This is a genomic window from Lysinibacillus sp. UGB7 (assembly GCF_049058285.1).
GTDB lineage: Bacteria > Bacillota > Bacilli > Bacillales_A > Planococcaceae > Lysinibacillus > Lysinibacillus sphaericus_B.
Window position 1 is genome coordinate 1 of the sequence record NZ_JBMGUV010000016.1, and the last position, 15,951, is coordinate 15,951.

The 15,951-nt window shown below is 38.7% G+C and carries 17 protein-coding genes and 1 riboswitch; of the genes, 16 read left to right on the plus strand and 1 reads right to left on the minus strand.

Features of this window, described 5'->3' with window-relative positions:
* Nucleotides 1–190 precede the first annotated feature (190 nt).
* The 11 genes from ACOMCU_RS15160 (at nucleotide 191) to ACOMCU_RS15210 (ending at nucleotide 10,122) form a co-directional block, all read left to right on the plus strand.
* The gene (locus ACOMCU_RS15160; RefSeq protein ID WP_010860421.1) at nucleotides 191–451 is read left to right on the plus strand and encodes a metal-sensitive transcriptional regulator; all 261 of its coding nucleotides are present in this window, start codon (nucleotides 191–193) and stop codon (nucleotides 449–451) included.
* Between the two features lie 44 nt (nucleotides 452–495).
* Nucleotides 496–837, plus strand: coding sequence for a rhodanese-like domain-containing protein (locus ACOMCU_RS15165; RefSeq protein ID WP_010860420.1), 342 nt, complete (start codon nucleotides 496–498; stop codon nucleotides 835–837).
* A gap of 12 nt (nucleotides 838–849) precedes the next feature.
* Nucleotides 850–1,146, plus strand: coding sequence for a rhodanese-like domain-containing protein (locus ACOMCU_RS15170; protein ID WP_010860419.1), 297 nt, complete (start codon nucleotides 850–852; stop codon nucleotides 1,144–1,146).
* Between the two features lie 83 nt (nucleotides 1,147–1,229).
* Entirely contained in the window at nucleotides 1,230–1,784 is a 555-nt protein-coding gene (locus ACOMCU_RS15175) for a sulfurtransferase TusA family protein (RefSeq protein ID WP_421050586.1), read from the plus strand.
* 15 nt (nucleotides 1,785–1,799) lie between these two features.
* Nucleotides 1,800–2,195 (plus strand): DsrE/DsrF/DrsH-like family protein, encoded by a 396-nt coding sequence (locus ACOMCU_RS15180; RefSeq protein ID WP_421050587.1) that lies wholly within the window; start codon nucleotides 1,800–1,802, stop codon nucleotides 2,193–2,195.
* A gap of 84 nt (nucleotides 2,196–2,279) precedes the next feature.
* Nucleotides 2,280–3,407: an MBL fold metallo-hydrolase gene (locus tag ACOMCU_RS15185; RefSeq protein ID WP_421050588.1), complete on the plus strand. Its 1,128-nt coding sequence runs from the start codon at nucleotides 2,280–2,282 to the stop codon at nucleotides 3,405–3,407.
* A 64-nt stretch (nucleotides 3,408–3,471) separates the two neighbouring features.
* On the plus strand, nucleotides 3,472–4,248 hold the full coding sequence (locus ACOMCU_RS15190; protein WP_421050589.1) for a sulfite exporter TauE/SafE family protein: 777 nt from the start codon (nucleotides 3,472–3,474) through the stop codon (nucleotides 4,246–4,248).
* Between the two features lie 10 nt (nucleotides 4,249–4,258).
* Entirely contained in the window at nucleotides 4,259–4,963 is a 705-nt protein-coding gene (locus ACOMCU_RS15195) for a DsbA family oxidoreductase (RefSeq protein ID WP_421050590.1), read from the plus strand.
* 232 nt (nucleotides 4,964–5,195) lie between these two features.
* Nucleotides 5,196–6,146 carry a c-type cytochrome gene (locus ACOMCU_RS15200; protein WP_421050591.1) on the plus strand — a complete coding sequence of 317 codons (951 nt, stop codon included), beginning with the start codon at nucleotides 5,196–5,198 and terminating at the stop codon, nucleotides 6,144–6,146.
* 500 nt (nucleotides 6,147–6,646) lie between these two features.
* Nucleotides 6,647–8,635, plus strand: coding sequence for an ABC1 kinase family protein (locus ACOMCU_RS15205; RefSeq protein ID WP_010860412.1), 1,989 nt, complete (start codon nucleotides 6,647–6,649; stop codon nucleotides 8,633–8,635).
* 356 nt (nucleotides 8,636–8,991) lie between these two features.
* The gene (locus ACOMCU_RS15210; RefSeq protein WP_421050592.1) at nucleotides 8,992–10,122 is read left to right on the plus strand and encodes an NlpC/P60 family protein; all 1,131 of its coding nucleotides are present in this window, start codon (nucleotides 8,992–8,994) and stop codon (nucleotides 10,120–10,122) included.
* Nucleotides 10,123–10,302: 180 nt separating this feature from the next.
* On the opposite strand, the gene ytvI is transcribed toward ACOMCU_RS15210, so the two are convergent.
* On the minus strand, nucleotides 10,303–11,361 hold the full coding sequence (gene ytvI / locus ACOMCU_RS15215) for a sporulation integral membrane protein YtvI (protein ID WP_010860410.1): 1,059 nt from the start codon (nucleotides 11,359–11,361) through the stop codon (nucleotides 10,303–10,305).
* A 92-nt stretch (nucleotides 11,362–11,453) separates the two neighbouring features.
* Between ytvI and ACOMCU_RS15220 the strand changes: the two genes are divergently transcribed.
* From ACOMCU_RS15220 to ACOMCU_RS15240, 5 genes are all read left to right on the plus strand, one after another.
* Nucleotides 11,454–12,002 (plus strand): hypothetical protein, encoded by a 549-nt coding sequence (locus tag ACOMCU_RS15220; protein WP_010860409.1) that lies wholly within the window; start codon nucleotides 11,454–11,456, stop codon nucleotides 12,000–12,002.
* A 97-nt stretch (nucleotides 12,003–12,099) separates the two neighbouring features.
* Nucleotides 12,100–12,645, plus strand: coding sequence for a glutathione peroxidase (locus ACOMCU_RS15225; protein WP_421050593.1), 546 nt, complete (start codon nucleotides 12,100–12,102; stop codon nucleotides 12,643–12,645).
* A gap of 153 nt (nucleotides 12,646–12,798) precedes the next feature.
* Nucleotides 12,799–13,019, plus strand: a riboswitch (cobalamin riboswitch).
* A gap of 174 nt (nucleotides 13,020–13,193) precedes the next feature.
* On the plus strand, nucleotides 13,194–13,736 hold the full coding sequence (locus ACOMCU_RS15230; RefSeq protein WP_010860408.1) for a hypothetical protein: 543 nt from the start codon (nucleotides 13,194–13,196) through the stop codon (nucleotides 13,734–13,736).
* A gap of 1 nt (nucleotide 13,737) precedes the next feature.
* Nucleotides 13,738–14,691 (plus strand): ABC transporter substrate-binding protein, encoded by a 954-nt coding sequence (locus ACOMCU_RS15235; RefSeq protein ID WP_421050594.1) that lies wholly within the window; start codon nucleotides 13,738–13,740, stop codon nucleotides 14,689–14,691.
* 322 nt (nucleotides 14,692–15,013) lie between these two features.
* Nucleotides 15,014–15,781: a tyrosine-protein phosphatase gene (locus ACOMCU_RS15240; protein WP_010860406.1), complete on the plus strand. Its 768-nt coding sequence runs from the start codon at nucleotides 15,014–15,016 to the stop codon at nucleotides 15,779–15,781.
* Nucleotides 15,782–15,951: the final 170 nt, after the last annotated feature.

The window sequence follows — 15,951 nt, forward strand, 5'->3', positions numbered from 1 at the left end:
ATAGAACTGGCAAAGTGACGGATAAACCATTTGAAGCGGCGGATAGAACTCGCGAACTGACGGATAAACCTTAACAACAATTTCAACAAAATAAGTTTGAGCTTACACGTTGACATTATACCTGGTGGGGTATAATATGAATCTCGTAAGCAAGTTAAATATCTTGAATCGGAAGGAGGCGTGCACAAGAATGGCATACGACGCAAAAACAGCAAATCGAGTGAAGCGAATGGAAGGCCAATTGCGTGGAATCTTACGTATGATGGAAGATGGGCAAAACTGTAAGGATGTTATTACACAGCTATCTGCCGTACGTTCAGCAGTTGATCGGACTATTGGCGTCATTGTCAGCGAGAACTTGTTGAATTGTGTAGCGACTGCTGAAGGAGATTCGGAGAAGGTGAATTTTGCTATTCAAGAAGCGATGGATTTAGTCGTGAAAAGCAGATGAATTTAATATACCCTTTATAGTATGTGATTGAGAGGAGCTATCACTTGGAAACATGGATTATCATTGTTATCGTTATTGCATTTTTGGTTTGGCGAATGAAGCCGACAAAAGGTGTCCAGTCAATATCTGCAGCACAATTAAAAAATATGTTGAACGAAAAGGACAAAATTTTTGTGGACGTGCGAACACCAGCTGAGTACAAGGGACGCAATATTCCACAATTTAAAAATATCCCACTAGGCTCTAACTTTGATAAATTACCAAAGGACAAAGAAATTGTTGTTATTTGTCAAAGTGGTATGCGTAGTAGTCAAGCCTGTAAGCAACTAAAGAAACAAGGATTTGAGCGTGTAACAAATGTTCGTGGAGGCATGAGCGCTTATTAGGAGGTTGGTATCATGAAAGAGATTTCAGCAAAAGAAGTACAACAAGCGTTAGAACAGGGGCGAGTTTTAAAACTGGTCGATGTACGTGAACTAGATGAAGTGGAATCCGGTCATATCCCAGGCATCATTCATATTCCGCTGAGCTTATTGGAATTCCGTATGCATGAGTTAAATAAAAATGAAGCGTATGTAATGGTTTGTCGTTCAAGTGCTCGTAGTGGTAGGGCAGCTCAATATTTAAGAAGTCGGGGCTTTGATGTCACAAATATGATTGGGGGCATGCTTGCCTGGGAGGGTGAAGTGCAGTAAGAGGTTTGCGGGGGAGATTTTCTTTGCGCCACTCTATATTTTTTTGCCTAAAACAATACCTGTATAGGTATAAGGAGGAAGTTATGCGTATTAAAGCAGATTTTCAGCTAGATGCAAAAGGGTTATCGTGCCCTATGCCTATTGTAAAAACAAAGAAGGCGATGGTTGATTTAGTAGATGGTCAGATTTTAGAAGTATCAGCAACAGATAAAGGCTCTAAGGCGGATATTGCTGCATGGGCGGAAACTGTAGGACATCAATACATTGGTACAACGGAAGAGGATGCTGTGTTAAAGCATTATATTCGTAAATGCGTAAATGATACGGTAGTTGGAAAAGCGTTTGAACCGACAATTGAGTTGGCAGAAATGGTTGGAAAAAACGGGCTTATCCTAGATGTGCGTGAAGAGGTGGAGTTCGCTTTCGGTCATATTGCTGGAGCAAAATCTATTCCGCTGGGTGATCTTGAAGCACGTATCTATGAGCTTGACCAAGAACAAGAGATATATGTGATTTGCCGTACAGGAAAGCGTAGCGATTTCGCGGCGCAAAAGCTTGTTGCAAATGGTTTTACAAAGGTTTATAACGTACTTCCAGGTATGACAGCTTGGACGGGCGAACTAATAAAAACTATCTAATTGGGGGAATTTAATATGTCAAACAAAGTAGCAATTATTGCAAGTAATGGTGGTCTCTTTGACGCGTATAAGGTATTCAATATCGCAACAGCAGCAGCGGCTTCTGACAAGGAAGTTGCCATCTTCTTTACGTTTGAAGGGTTAAAATTAATTCATAAACAAGGTATGCATGCACTACCAATGCCTGACGGAACAGAACATTTCGCTGAAGGCTTTGCAAAAGCGAATGTCCCTGTCATACCGCAGTTAGTAGAGATGGCGCAGGAGTTAGGTGTAAAATTTATTGCGTGTCAAATGACAATGGATGTAATGGGCTTAACAACAGACGATTTTGTAGCTGGTATTGAGGTTGGAGGTGCTGTAACATTTTTAGAATTTGCTAAAGATGCAGCCCCATCTTTAACGTTTTAATTTTCGTGTATATAAAAATTAGCGGAGAGGCTTGTCCTTCCCGCTAAAAAAATCAGAAAAACAATACCTGAGGGGGTACATTCAGTGACAGTACAACAATGGAGCGCTGCGGATGTAGCGAAAAAAGTAATTAATAATGAAGAATTATTTATTTTAGATGTACGAAATGCGGATGCATTTGAGGATTGGAAAATTGATGGACATAAGTTTGAGTACCTTAATGTTCCGTATTTCGAGCTATTAGACGGTGTAGAAGGTATTTTAGCAAAAATCCCGACTGACAAAGATGTATTAGTTGTTTGTGCGAAAGAAGGCTCGTCGCTGATGGTTGCCGATATGTTAGCGGAAGCGGGGCTAAGAGCCAGTTATTTGGCTGGCGGTATGAAAACGTGGAGTGAATATTTAGAGCCGATAAAAGTAGGCGATTTAACAGGTGGCGGTGAGCTTTATCAATTTGTGCGTTTAGGTAAAGGTTGTCTTTCTTATATGATAATCTCTGAGGGCGAGGCAGCAATTATTGACGCTGTTCGTTTCACAGAAGTATTTACAAACTTTGCGAATGAGAAAAACGTAAAAATTAAGCATGTATTTGATACGCATTTACACGCTGATCATATTTCGGGAGGGCGTCATATCGCAGCGACAACAGGTGCGACGTATTATCTACCTCCGAAAGATGCAGAAGAGGTTGTGTTTGATTTTACCCCGTTAGTAGATGGTACTACGGTACAAATTGGCGCAGCTAGAATTGATGTGGGTGCAATTTATTCGCCAGGGCATACAATTGGTTCAACTTCGTTTGTTGTCGACAGTAACTATTTGTTGACGGGTGATATTTTATTTATCGATTCAATTGGACGTCCAGATTTAGCTGGTCTTGCAGCAGACTGGGTTGGGGATTTACGTGAAACGCTTTATAAGCGTTACCGCGAACTTTCGGATGATTTAGTTGTGTTACCTGCTCACTTTATGATCATTGATGAGTTAAATGAAGATGGTGCAGTGGCCAAACGTCTCGGTGAATTGTTTGCTGAAAACCATGGCTTAACTATTGAGGATGAGGCAAAGTTCCGTAGCGTTGTAACGGATAATTTACCACCACAACCGCATGCATATCAAGAAATTCGTCAAGTGAATATGGGTAAAATCACACCAGCACAAGATGAGCAAACGGAAATGGAAATTGGCCCTAATCGCTGTGCAGTAAGATAGGTGGCTAAATTGTGTGCGTAGTGTGCGTGCCTGGCACTCACACAAAAGAAAGAAGGAAAAATAAATGGATGTAACATGGATTATTACTATATTTTTAATTGGTTTTGTAGGTTCATTTGTGTCAGGGATGCTAGGTATTGGTGGTTCGATTATTAAATATCCAATGTTATTATACATTCCACCTTTACTAGGTTTATCAGCGTTTACAGCACATGAGGTATCGGGTATTAGTGCTGTGCAAGTACTCTTTGCTTCGATTGCTGGAGTGTGGGCTTACCGTAAAGGTGGCTATTTGAATAAATCGCTCATTATTTATATGGGAGGGGCTATTTTAGCCGGTAGCTTTGTTGGTAGTTATGGCTCCCAGTTTTTATCGGAGACAGGCGTTAATGTCGTTTATGGTTTACTAGCACTGATTGCGACAGTCATGATGTTTATTTCGAAAAAGCAAATTGATGATAAGCCAATGAATGACATAAGTTTTAATAAAGCATTAGCTGCATCTCTAGCCTTTGTCGTTGGTATTGGTTCAGGAATTGTCGGAGCGGCGGGTGGTTTCCTGCTTGTCCCGATTATGCTTATTGTATTAGGGATTCCTACGCGCATGACGATTGCATCAAGTTTAGCAATAACCTTTATTTCATCCATCGGTGGAACAATTGGCAAGTTAATGACAGGGCAAGTCGATTATTATCCAGCAGCGATAATGATTGTGGCTAGTTTAATTGCTGCACCATTAGGAGCAAATGCGGGGAAAAGTATGAATACGAAGGTATTGCAATGGATTTTAGCCATACTTATTTCGGCAACGACTATGAAGATTTGGATAGATATTTTATAGGGAGGTTCCAATGAAAATTGAAATATTTTCTGATTTCTCCTGCCCTTTTTGCTATATAGGGGAGAAAGAATTTGAGCGAGCGATTGAAGAGGCTGGGTATACTGGCCAAGTAGAGATAGAATTTAAAGCGTTCCGGATCGCTCCGGAGGCACCAAAAGAGCTAGGTCAAAACTTTTATGAGTATTGGATGGCTCATCACCAGGTGACACTGGAAGAAGTGAAGCAAATGACTGCCGGTATTGTAGAGCGAGCAAAGGAAGTGGGACTTGCCTATAATTATGATGAAATAAAAACGGCGCACACAGAAAATGCGCATCGCTTAGCGAAATGGACAAAGCAGTATAGCAAAGACGTGGATTATAATGAAGCCTTGATGGCTGCCTATTTTATTGAAGGTAAGGATTTAAATGATGAGGCTGTTTTGCTAGCAATTATCAAAAACTTAGGCTTAAACATTGCTGAAGCAAAAGAAGTGCTTTCTTCGAGTGATGCTTTTATGGAGGAATTGCATAAGGATCGTTACGATGCGCAGCAAATTGGTGTACAAAGTGTACCGTTCTTTGTATTTGAAAATCGTTATGGAATCAAAGGAGCAGAGCCGAATGAAGTATTCGTACGCACATTGCATCAGACAGCTGAAATGGTTGGCTTAAAGTCTTCGGTGAAGATGGTTGGTAATGGAAAATTGGCGTGTAAGGATGGCTGTAAACTTTAAAGGAATGTTGGCAACCGGGTACAGCAATGTACTCGGTTTTTTGGCATAAAAATAAATATACGTAAAGGGGTATTAAGTCTAGGTTTTTCTGTTATAGCACATTAAATACTTCCGTTTTTATCCAACTTTGTTGTATATAAGGTTCAAATATTAGGGGGTGTGAGAAAAATCACATCCAAAAATACATTATTTTGCTAAAGTAAAGTTAATGATACAGAGGGGGGTATGAAAGATGAAAGCTATAGTAACGGGGATTGCAGGAACGGTATTAATAGCTGGTTCACTTTTTGTGGGAGCAGTCGTAAGCGATAAAATCTTAGGTGATGCGAATGGAGAAACAGAAGATGCAACGGTACAAACACAAGTACCGACAACAGCAGCTTCTCAGAAAGTTGTCTACGCACCACCTAGTATCGAAGAAGTGCCAGATGGACCTATGAAAGAAGCGATTTTATATGGCTATGAGCTTGTGAATAATACACATGTTGCTGCAGATGAATACGTTGGTAATCAATTATCTTGCACAAGTTGTCATGCAGGTGCAGGTTATGATGAACAAGCTTCTTCTTTAGTAGGTGTTATGGCAAATTATCCGCAATACATTGGTCGCTCAGGAAGTATTGTCACGATTGAAGAACGAATTAATGGCTGTATGGTACGAAGCATGAATGGCAAAAAATTCGAAATGAATAGTGACGAGTTGGAAGCGATGGTAGCGTACTTTGCATATATTTCAAAAGGTGTTCCAATAGGGGCAGAACGTGAATGGGCTGGTACGAGTAATATGAAGAGTGTTCCTATTCCGGATGTAGCAAATGGTGAGGAACTATATGCACAGTCTTGTATCGCTTGTCATGCTGCAGATGGCTCAGGTACTGGAGCAAATTCAGGTCCAGCATTATGGGGTGAAAATTCCTTTAATGATGGTGCGGGTATGGCACGTATGACCAAAATGGCTGGTTATATTCAAAATAACATGCCGGTTGGAGCAGGAGGTACCTTAACAGATCAAGATGCTTCCGATTTAGCGGCATATATTTTAACGCAGGATCGACCGGAATGGGCAAATCATGATAAAGATTGGCCAAAAGGTGGCCGTCCGAACGATATTATGGACAAAGATAAACGAGATCAAGTGAAAAATAACACGATTGATTGGGAGCAAGTGCTTTCAACGAATTAAACGAAAGGGATGCTGCTATATGGCGGCATCCCTTTCATATTATGTGAAGTTATATGCTGTAAACAATTTGTTGTCTCGTCACTAAAGTACACGTCTAAGCAAATGCCTAGGGATGCTGCTGCTACCTTATAGACGGTTAGTGAGTAACCACTATTTTGTACAGTCATAACGGCGTTACAACTAAGCTGACTAGATTAACAGTGCATATAACTGGGTCCACCTTTGGGATGTCGTTTATACGTTCACGAAAGCTCGCCTAGTGGAAGGTCCAACCTGATATTCTTTTTTCTTACTAGTCCTCGAACCCCAGCTTCATCCACTAGCTGAGAATGACCGAATAACTGATTTTGTGCTAATGGCTGTACGAAACAATGGCTGTAATGCATAAAATGATTGTTGATTTCACTTATTGTTTACTAACTTGAGGCTAGTAAAAGAAAGTACATGCATGAATTTGTTATACTAGCAGTATTAGGAAGAAACAACGGGGGGTGGCACTGTTGATTTTTGTGAAGTTTCTGATTCAAATCATAGTTGCTTCGGGAATCATTTACTTTGTCAGTGGTCGTTTAATAGGTTCGAGTATTAATTTTGTACGAAGAGTGCTATCTGTTGTTATTAGTGTGACGCTCACGTCCTTTGTTTACTGGTATTCATACTTGCGTCATACAGACTTTTTATCGGAATCGATGATGCAAACTGTGACAGAGGTGAGTACGCTTATTTGGATAGGTAGCATGCTACTTATTTCCATGCTGCTTTACCTTGTATTTGAACTCTTTGATTCGAGTGGTATTGCCGGTGGAGAACGACGAAACGGTCAGCGGTCGATTCTATTAAGATTACGAAGCTACTGGCGTCAGCAAAAGCGATTACGTCAAGTATTAAAAATAGCAGTCACAAACGGGGTTGTACAAACAATTAAATATGCAAGACAGCGCGAAAATGAGAAGGAGCTTGCAATAGCACTAAGAACGACATTAGAGCAGTGTGGTGGAATATTCATCAAATTTGGTCAAGTATTATCTACACGCAAAGAATTGTTTTCGCCCATATTCATTGATGAGCTAGAGCGGCTACAGCATAGTGTAAGGCCATTGCAACCTGAGCAAGTGACAAAGATTTTGGCATATTCTCTTCCAAAGCCTGTAGAAGAGGTATTCACTACTTTTCATATGGAACCTTTAGCGGCAGCATCTATAGGACAAGTACATAAGGCACGACTGAAAAATTCCGATGAAGTTGTGGTGAAACTACTGCGTCCAGAAGTGAAAGGCATAATGCGTGATGATCTGGATATATTAGAGGAATTTGCGAACTGGCTGACAAGTAAGTCAACATGGGCAGAGTCACTTGGTTTTCGAGAGTTGGCTGGTGGATTTGCCGATGGTTTACGTGAGGAAATTCATTTAGACATTGAGGTACGCAATACATTACAGGTGACCAATGCGCTTGCGAAAAGTGATTATAAGGTGCGAATTCCTAAAGTTTATACACAATACAGTGATGAAGATATAATTGTCATGGAATACGTACGTGGAAAAAGTGTATCAGAAGGCGCAGCAGAATTTAGACGGTTATCAATAGATCCGAAGCAGTTTGCACAGACGGTTCTGTATTCATTTTTTGAGCAAATGCTTTTTTCTGGTATATTTCATGCAGATCCGCATCCAGGCAATATTTACATTGATGAGAAGGATGGTGCGCCGATTTTGCTCGATTTCGGAGCGGTCGGTCGTTTGGGCGCTACTCAACAAGAAGGCTTAAAGCTATTTTTAATGGGTATTCAGCAAAACGATTCGAGTATCTTATATGACGGCTTAATGCTATTAGTAGAAAATGCTGCTCATGCAGAACGGTCAAGAATGGAGCAAGCAATCGATCAAATATTGCTAAAGATTTCTTATGTCGATCGTATTCCAACTGAAGAATTGATCCATTCGTTATTTACCGTTGTACGTGATTTCGGCCTTGCGTTTTATCCCTCTGTCGGACTGGCGCTTCGATCATTAGTGACGTTAGATGGTACGTTAAGAATCATAGATGCGCAATTTGATATTTTCACAGAGGCAAAAGATTTTTCTTCCTCCTATATGCGCGCAGCATTTTTAAAGCCTTTTAAAGAACCAATGGCTACAAAGGAACGTGTGCAAGAAGAGCTATCGATGTTAATTCCGACATTACGAAAAATGCCAAGAAGAGTGGATCAACTCATTCAACGAGTCGAAAGCGGGAAAATAATATTACATCATGATATTTTTTCAGATGAACATAATGCCCGTTTTATAACGCAGTTGTTTTCGCGTTTTGTCCTATTACTAGTTGGTATTACGTTTGGCATTATTTCCGTAGCGCTATTAGCTATCTCGCAATTTATACATGATTCCTATGCGGTTTACTTAAATACAGCAGCGTACTTAGGATTGTTCTTGTGTGCAATCCTGTTAGTACGGCTCTCCATTCAAGCATTACGTTCAATGAAACAATAGGTAGGGGGAAAATGCCCCTGCCTTTTTTTACTTACTAATAATTAGATGAGCGTATATTACAAAACCATTACAAATACGTATTGGTTAGTTGTCGTGAGAGGAGCTAAATAAGTGTTGTTGCAGTATATAGTTGTTTGTTGTAGAAGAATTAAGTGTTTTCGATAATATTACAAAAATGTTTCGAGTTTTACTAAACTATTAAAACGACGAGAAATAGTATAAAAGTTATGCTATTAATGCTAAACTTTAAAAGGCTAATAAAAGTATAAATATAAATTTGAATATAATAGAAATCGTTCAAGTGATTACATAGAACACCGAGAGCGAAATTGATGGATGAAGGGAAATGAAGTTTAGTGGGGAAGCGCAATAAATGGCGTAAGTCGATGGTGCTAACATTAGCACTTGCGGGCGGCTTATTATTTAATACAGTACAACCAACCGAAGTACATGCAGAAGAAACTTCTCAACAAATGATTGAGAAAAAAGCTCAGATTGATGCAGAAGTTAAAAAATTAGAGGCAGAGTTGACAGATCTGCAAAACGATATTGATGAAAAAGTTAAAGTATTTAACCAAGTACAAGCAGAAATTAAAGAAGTTGATGCTAGTATCGTGGAAACAGAAAAGCGTATCGAGCAACGTTCTGCTATTTTAAATGAACGTATGGCTGCATACCAAGCGCAGGATAACACAGTAGGGGTTTATTTAAGCGTAGTCCTTGAAGCGAAAAGCTTTGCAGATTTAATGGACCGTGTCGTAGCGGTTAAAACATTAATGGATGCTGACCAAGAATTGGTCAATCAACAAGAGGCAGATAAAGTAAAATTAGAAGAACAAAAAGCAACTTTAGATGAAAAACAAAAAGAATTACAAACGCAATTCCAAGCGCTTCAACAAAAAGAAAGCGAAATGGAAGTTAAAAAAGCTGAAAACGAAGCAAAATCACTTGCGTTAAAGGCTCAAATTGCTACTAAACAAGAAGAGGAACGCTTAGAAGCGGAACGTAAAGCAGCTGAAGAGGAAGCGGCTCGTTTACGTGCACTTCAATCAGCTACACCTGTAATGCAAACAACTAATAATGGTGGTGGTAAACCGCAATCAATCGTTGTTGGTTCAGGTTCAGGCACAGCTTCTTCAGGTGATGCTATTTCAACAGCTAAACAGTTTTTAGGTCGTAGTTACGTATGGGGCGGTAGCAATCCGTCAACAGGCTTTGACTGTTCGGGTCTTGTACAATGGTCATACAAGCAAGCAGGCGTTTCATTACCACGTACAGCATCCCAGCAATATTTAGCAACACAACGCATTTCTGCAAGTGAAGCACGTGTAGGTGACTTAGTATTCTTCAGCTATGGTTCAGGCGTAGCACATGTCGGTATTTACCTAGGCAACAACACGATGATTGACGCTCAAAACAAAGGTGTTGTCATCGAATCACTTGATTGGTGGAATCAATATTTAGTAGGCTTTGGTCGCATTCAATAATCCTACTATTTTATAGACGATTTAAATAGCAAAAAGGTCATCTTTGTAGAGTAAATTACAAAGATGGCCTTTTTTAAAGGTTCGAAAATATAAATTTCTTTATTCAAGTCAAGACATTCGTGCTAAAAATTGCTGACCAACGCTCACCGCAATTAAAGGCCACTTGTGCGTTTTTATATCTTAAATTTTGAAATTAAACTTGATAATACCTGTTTCTTTTAAAGCAAAGAATAAAATAATAAAAAATGGTCCAGTCAGCAAACCGATAATACCAAATAGCTGAAGTCCGATAAACATGGCTATTAATGTTGGTAAAGTAGACAAACCAATATGATCTCCCATCATCTTAGGCTCGACTACTCGACGAATAATGAGTAAAATAACTGCTAAGATGAATAATTGAACAGAAATGGAGGTGTTTCCCATCAATAAATGATAAAGCCCCCAAGGTGCCAAAATAATAATTGATCCAAGGAATGGAATAATGTCGATAAGCCAAATGATAAAAGTCATAGTAATCGCATATTTTGGCTGAATAAAAAGAAGTCCAACAAGTGTGACACCTCCAATTATAAAGCTAACGAGTAGATGTGCCTTCATAAAACCAAAAAATGCGTCTTTTAAGCGATTCGAGATTATTTTCATTTTTTTTGCGGTAGATGGCTTTAAATATTTGTAAGTTATCTGTTTTAATTTTGGTAAATCTAGCATAAATAAAAATAAAACAATCATATATACGAGAAGACTAATAAAGAGGCTTGGAATTTCAGAAAAGAATGCGGTAACTTTGGTATAATTAAAGAAGTTTAGAAAAGATTCTTCAATTTTCTTAATGAAATCCATCGTCGTATTTTGAAGTGATATACTCACTTCATCGGGGAAGTCTTCGGTATATTTAGAAATGTTATCTTGCATGTGAAGCCACATTTCCGATATTTTGGAAATATAATAGGGAGCTTGCTTAGAAATAACTATTATTTGCGACATGAGCTGTGTAATAGTAAAGTAACAAATAATAGAAATAAAGATAACGCTCATTATGTAAATGAAGGCGACTGCAATTTTACGTGACATTTTCCACTTACGTTTAAAAAACATAACTATTGGCTCTAAGAAAAAAGCCGTAATCCCCGCCAATATAATAGGCACGGAGACTGGTATGATAAAATATGCCGCAACTATTAGACATATAATCACAAGCGTTCGTAAAATCAACTTTCGGGTAATAGATTTATTCATAAACTCTCCTTCTTGCTATAAATTAAGTTAAGTGTAACATAAAAAATTTAAAATTTTATAACGTTCTGACAGAATAAAGGTAGGGATGAATCATGGAAAAAGAGATTTTGCAACTTTTTAGTAAATTAACAGAGCATGACCGTGAAATCCAATTCGAGTCTTACGAAGAATTGATGAAAATTATGCAAGAACCAGTTGATTGGACATACGCAGTCTGGGAGCAGCTCGTTCAAGCCCTTACATATAAAGATGGACATGTACGTGCGCGGGCAGTACAGTTTTTATGCGCATTGGCGGCAAAAAGTGATCCAGAAGAACGTGTATTAGAAGATTTTTTGAAAATCTGGGCAGTAACATATGATGATAAAACCGTAACAGCTAGACATAGTCTGCAAGCAATTTGGCAAATTGGTCTTGCGGGACAGGTGCAAAGGGATTTAGTTGTTTCGTATTTAGCAAAAAGATTCCAAACATGTATTGATGAGAAACATTCGACACTCATTCGATATGATATTATTGTATCCTTTAAAAAGTTGTTTGATGCCACAAGCGACAAGAAGCTATTGGAAATTGCACAGAGATTAATTGAAGAAGAGCAAGATGCAAAATATAAAAAGAAATATAAGACAGCCATTCGTTAAACAAGCGTAATGGCTATTTTTTTATGTTAAACCTCTTTTATTGGAGAAAATAGGGTTTATTGCTATAATCATAAAAAATATAAAAGGGGTTTAAAAAATGAGTATTTATAATTATTTAGTGAAAAAGCCAAATGGTGAAATTTTATCAATGGAAACCTATCGTGGAAAGCCTATGCTAATTGTCAACACAGCAAACCAATGTCGTTTTACCTATCAGCTTGAGGATTTGCAAAAAATGTATGAAAAATATGGCGAGAATAATTTCGTTGTTTTAGGTTTTCCTTGTGATCAATTTGACAATCAAAATCCTGAAGATGGCGAGGAAACAACACAACTTTGCAAGATTAACTACGGTGTGACGTTCCCAATTTTTGAATTAGTGCAAGTAAACGGTGAGACGACACATCCGTTATTCAATTATTTAAAACATGAAGTGGGTTTTCGCGAATTTGGGAAGGCAAATATGCAAGAAAAAATGTTGGCGCAAGCTATTTTCCAAATAGCACCTAGTTTTTTAGATGGTCGTAATATTCGCTGGAACTTTACAAAGTTCTTAGTAGATGGCAATGGTAAAACGATTGCGCGCTTTGAACCGACTGATTCACAACTAGATATTGAACAAGTTATCGAAAAAATATTATAGTCAGTAATTATTATAGAATTTTCAGGGGAGAACTACAAATAGCTAATCGTTATGTGGAAATAGTGCTAGGTTCTGTATGTTTTTGAGCGAGTTTTCTGCAATTTCGCAACTACTTTTTCATCACAATCTATGATAAACTGCTTTACAAGTGAATAATTCTTGCAGAATAAGGGTGCTAGTCCATAGCATAATCGGGAATTCGGTGTAAAACCGGAGCTGTTTCCGCAACTGTAAGTGCAGAAAAAATCATAAAAATAAGCCACTGTCGAAGATTCATAACTTTAGTAGATGGGAAGGTTATTATGATAACATAGCTACATACAAGGTAGTGAACTGTACAAGCCAGGAGACCGATCTTTATTTGAGCGTATAAGTACTCTTCGGAAGTTAGGAGGATATGCGGCAAATACATAGGCAATGTCGTGTCACAGCGACGCTACTTATGCATTTTCGTCGTTCCACTATTAATGGGGGAGGGCGTTTTTTTTATGCACGTTTAGCTCAAATCCAGTAGGAATATTTTCACGAAAGAAAGTGGGGTTTCAGGATTGAAAAAAGATGCGCGTTATTCATGTTATCCGTTTATGCGTGAAAAAGTATCGACGGTCGATTATGAGATTCGAACAGATAGCCTAACAACGCATGTGGGCGTAGCCTTGGCTGCTGTAAAGAAAGAAACAGTTGAGGTTGTTGCGGTCGATTTGATGGCAATTTTGCCAATGGCTTATCATGTGAATGGTTCAGTACGTGGCAAATTAGCTGTAACTGATGGAGATTTAGCATGGCTGAGCGATCGTTATGATTTTTACGTTGAACATGTTAGAGATGAAATTCAAAACTTTGTTTTACCACAAGGGACGGAGGCTGCCGCTGCACTTCATCTATGTCGAAGTGAAGCAAAAAAATCATACCGTGCCTTGCACAAAGTGTCAGAGGAGCGAGAAGTACCAGCCATTCTTTTCGATTATTTAGGATTACTGGCCAATGTATTTTTCGTTATGGCTGTATACATGAATCAACAGGCAGGAATTGCTGAAATTCCGTTTATAAGTAAATCATACCCAATGAAAAAGAAAAAGGAGATTGAGTGAAGTGAAGAAATTCGTTAATTTTCAATGGCTTTCGATTTTAATGTTAGCGCTTGTCCTAGTAGGTTGCGGTACAACTGATGAAGCGAAAAGTGGGGACACATCGAAGGAAGTAAATACAGCTGAAGAAACAGGCTATAAAGTGACAGATGATCGTGGTGTAGAAGTGACATTTGATGCTGTACCAAAAACTATTGTGTCTTTACAGCCAAGCAATACAGAAATTTTATTTGCATTAGGTGCGGGTGATAAAATCGTAGGCGCTACAGAATATGATACATATCCAGCAGAAGCACAGAACATTGAACGTGTTTCAGATTCTATGACGTTTAATAGCGAGCGCATTGTGTCATTAAAACCGGATGTGGTGATTGCTTACACTACTGATGGTAAAGTTGATGCGTTAAAAGGACTTGAAGATGCAGGTGTGAAAGTATTTGTTATTAAATCAGCAGCTTCATTTGAAGATGTTTATGGAGATATTGAACAAATTGCTACTGTCATGGGTGTTGAGGATAAAGGTGATCAACTAAATGAAGACATCAAGGCTAAAATAGCTGATGTTCAAGCAAAAGTAAAAGATGTAGAAAAACAAAAAAATGTTTACTTGGAAATTAGTCCGAAGCCAGAGATTTATACAGCAGGTTCAGGTACATTCCAACAAGAAATTTTAAATGCGGCTAAAGTGAACAATGTATTTGCTGACAAAAAGGATTGGGTAAAGGTTTCTGAGGAAAACGTCATTGCTAAAAACCCTGAAGTCATTCTAACAACTGTAAATTACGGCGAAGACCCTGTGGCAGAAATCATTGCACGCAATGGTTGGAATACGATTACAGCCATTCAAAACAAAGTTGTGTTTTATATAGATGCTGATATATCCAGTCGACCTGGTCCACGTATCGGCGAAGCGGTTGAGCTAGTAGCCAAAGTTGTCTATCCTGAGTTATTTCAATAATTGAAGACTTTTTAAAGCCGTCCCATAAGTTAGGACGGCTTTTTGATATGTTATGAATCATACCCCGCCCCAATTACATCAGGAAATGACGAGAAGCGCTCGGGTAAAGGCGAGAACTGCTCAGGTTCAGCAGCGCACCGATCGGCTGGCGTGCACACAGCATTTACTTTTAGAAGCCGTTTTTACGTACGCATAGATGTTTAGTGATTCTGAAAAGGCATTGCTGTGTGCAGAAATGCATTAGTGTGAAAATTGGTATTATCCTTATTGGTTCTATAGAATAGAGGATAAGGTGATTGCTAATATAAGGGAGGCGTAGTGGATGACACAGTTTGACATGAAGGTTATTCCGTTTGAAGCAGTCTATAATTTCCGCGATATGGGTGGCTATAAAACAAAGGATGGGCGTACTGTCAAAAAAGGCTTGATCTATCGTTCGGCAGCACTTGGAAAAATGACGTTGGCGGATAAAGAACGTTTTGAGACACTAGGTGTGAAAACGATTTTTGATTATCGGGACAAACATGAGGCGCAGAACAACCCTAATCCGACATTTCCAAATGCGAAGTATATACAAATTCCTGCCAAGGGGAACCATGCTTTTGAAATGCCTACGAATACTGGCGGGCAAAATTTCTATAAAGTTGTAAGTCCAGAAATGTTCTGCGAATTTTATGCGCAGATGCCTTTTAATAATGCTTCGTTTAAACAATTAATCACAACGATTCAAAATCCTGAAAATTTAGGGCTTGTCCATCATTGTGCAGTCGGGAAGGATCGAACAGGTATAGGTGGTGCGCTGATTTTATTAGCCTTAGATGTACCTGAGGAGATTATTATGCAAGATTATTTAGATACGAATGCACTTTTACGCCCGATGGTAGATCGTATGGCCCAGACTATTCAGAAGGATTTTAATGATCGTGAATTACAGCAGTTCTATGCATTAATGTCTGCACGAGAAGATTATTTACAAGCAGCATTCGATGCAATGGATGTACGTTATGGCTCAAAGACAGCCTTTTTAGAGCAAGAGTTGGGTCTAACGAAAGACAAACGTCAACAATTACAAGCTAATTGCTTAAGTTAATAAGTCACCCTTTCACACGAGCTTTGTGAGAGGGATTTTTTTTGTTAACTTTCACGAGTCGAAGCGTTTTTGTATTTGAGCTCACTGAGGAATATTGCGACAGATTTTGCTACTCATTCTCACCGTATTATTCTTTACAGCAGAGAAATCTATGATAAGATACAATAGAT

Coding starts and splice junctions, on each gene's coding strand:
- ACOMCU_RS15240 (WP_010860406.1), top strand. CDS start 15,014: ATGACACAGTTTGACATGAAGGTTATTCCGTTTGAAGCAGTCTATAAT.
- ACOMCU_RS15180 (WP_421050587.1), top strand. CDS start 1,800: ATGTCAAACAAAGTAGCAATTATTGCAAGTAATGGTGGTCTCTTTGAC.
- ACOMCU_RS15220 (WP_010860409.1), top strand. CDS start 11,454: ATGGAAAAAGAGATTTTGCAACTTTTTAGTAAATTAACAGAGCATGAC.
- ytvI (WP_010860410.1), bottom strand. CDS start 11,361: ATGAATAAATCTATTACCCGAAAGTTGATTTTACGAACGCTTGTGATT.
- ACOMCU_RS15190 (WP_421050589.1), top strand. CDS start 3,472: ATGGATGTAACATGGATTATTACTATATTTTTAATTGGTTTTGTAGGT.
- ACOMCU_RS15225 (WP_421050593.1), top strand. CDS start 12,100: ATGAGTATTTATAATTATTTAGTGAAAAAGCCAAATGGTGAAATTTTA.
- ACOMCU_RS15160 (WP_010860421.1), top strand. CDS start 191: ATGGCATACGACGCAAAAACAGCAAATCGAGTGAAGCGAATGGAAGGC.
- ACOMCU_RS15175 (WP_421050586.1), top strand. CDS start 1,230: ATGCGTATTAAAGCAGATTTTCAGCTAGATGCAAAAGGGTTATCGTGC.
- ACOMCU_RS15170 (WP_010860419.1), top strand. CDS start 850: ATGAAAGAGATTTCAGCAAAAGAAGTACAACAAGCGTTAGAACAGGGG.
- ACOMCU_RS15195 (WP_421050590.1), top strand. CDS start 4,259: ATGAAAATTGAAATATTTTCTGATTTCTCCTGCCCTTTTTGCTATATA.
- ACOMCU_RS15200 (WP_421050591.1), top strand. CDS start 5,196: ATGAAAGCTATAGTAACGGGGATTGCAGGAACGGTATTAATAGCTGGT.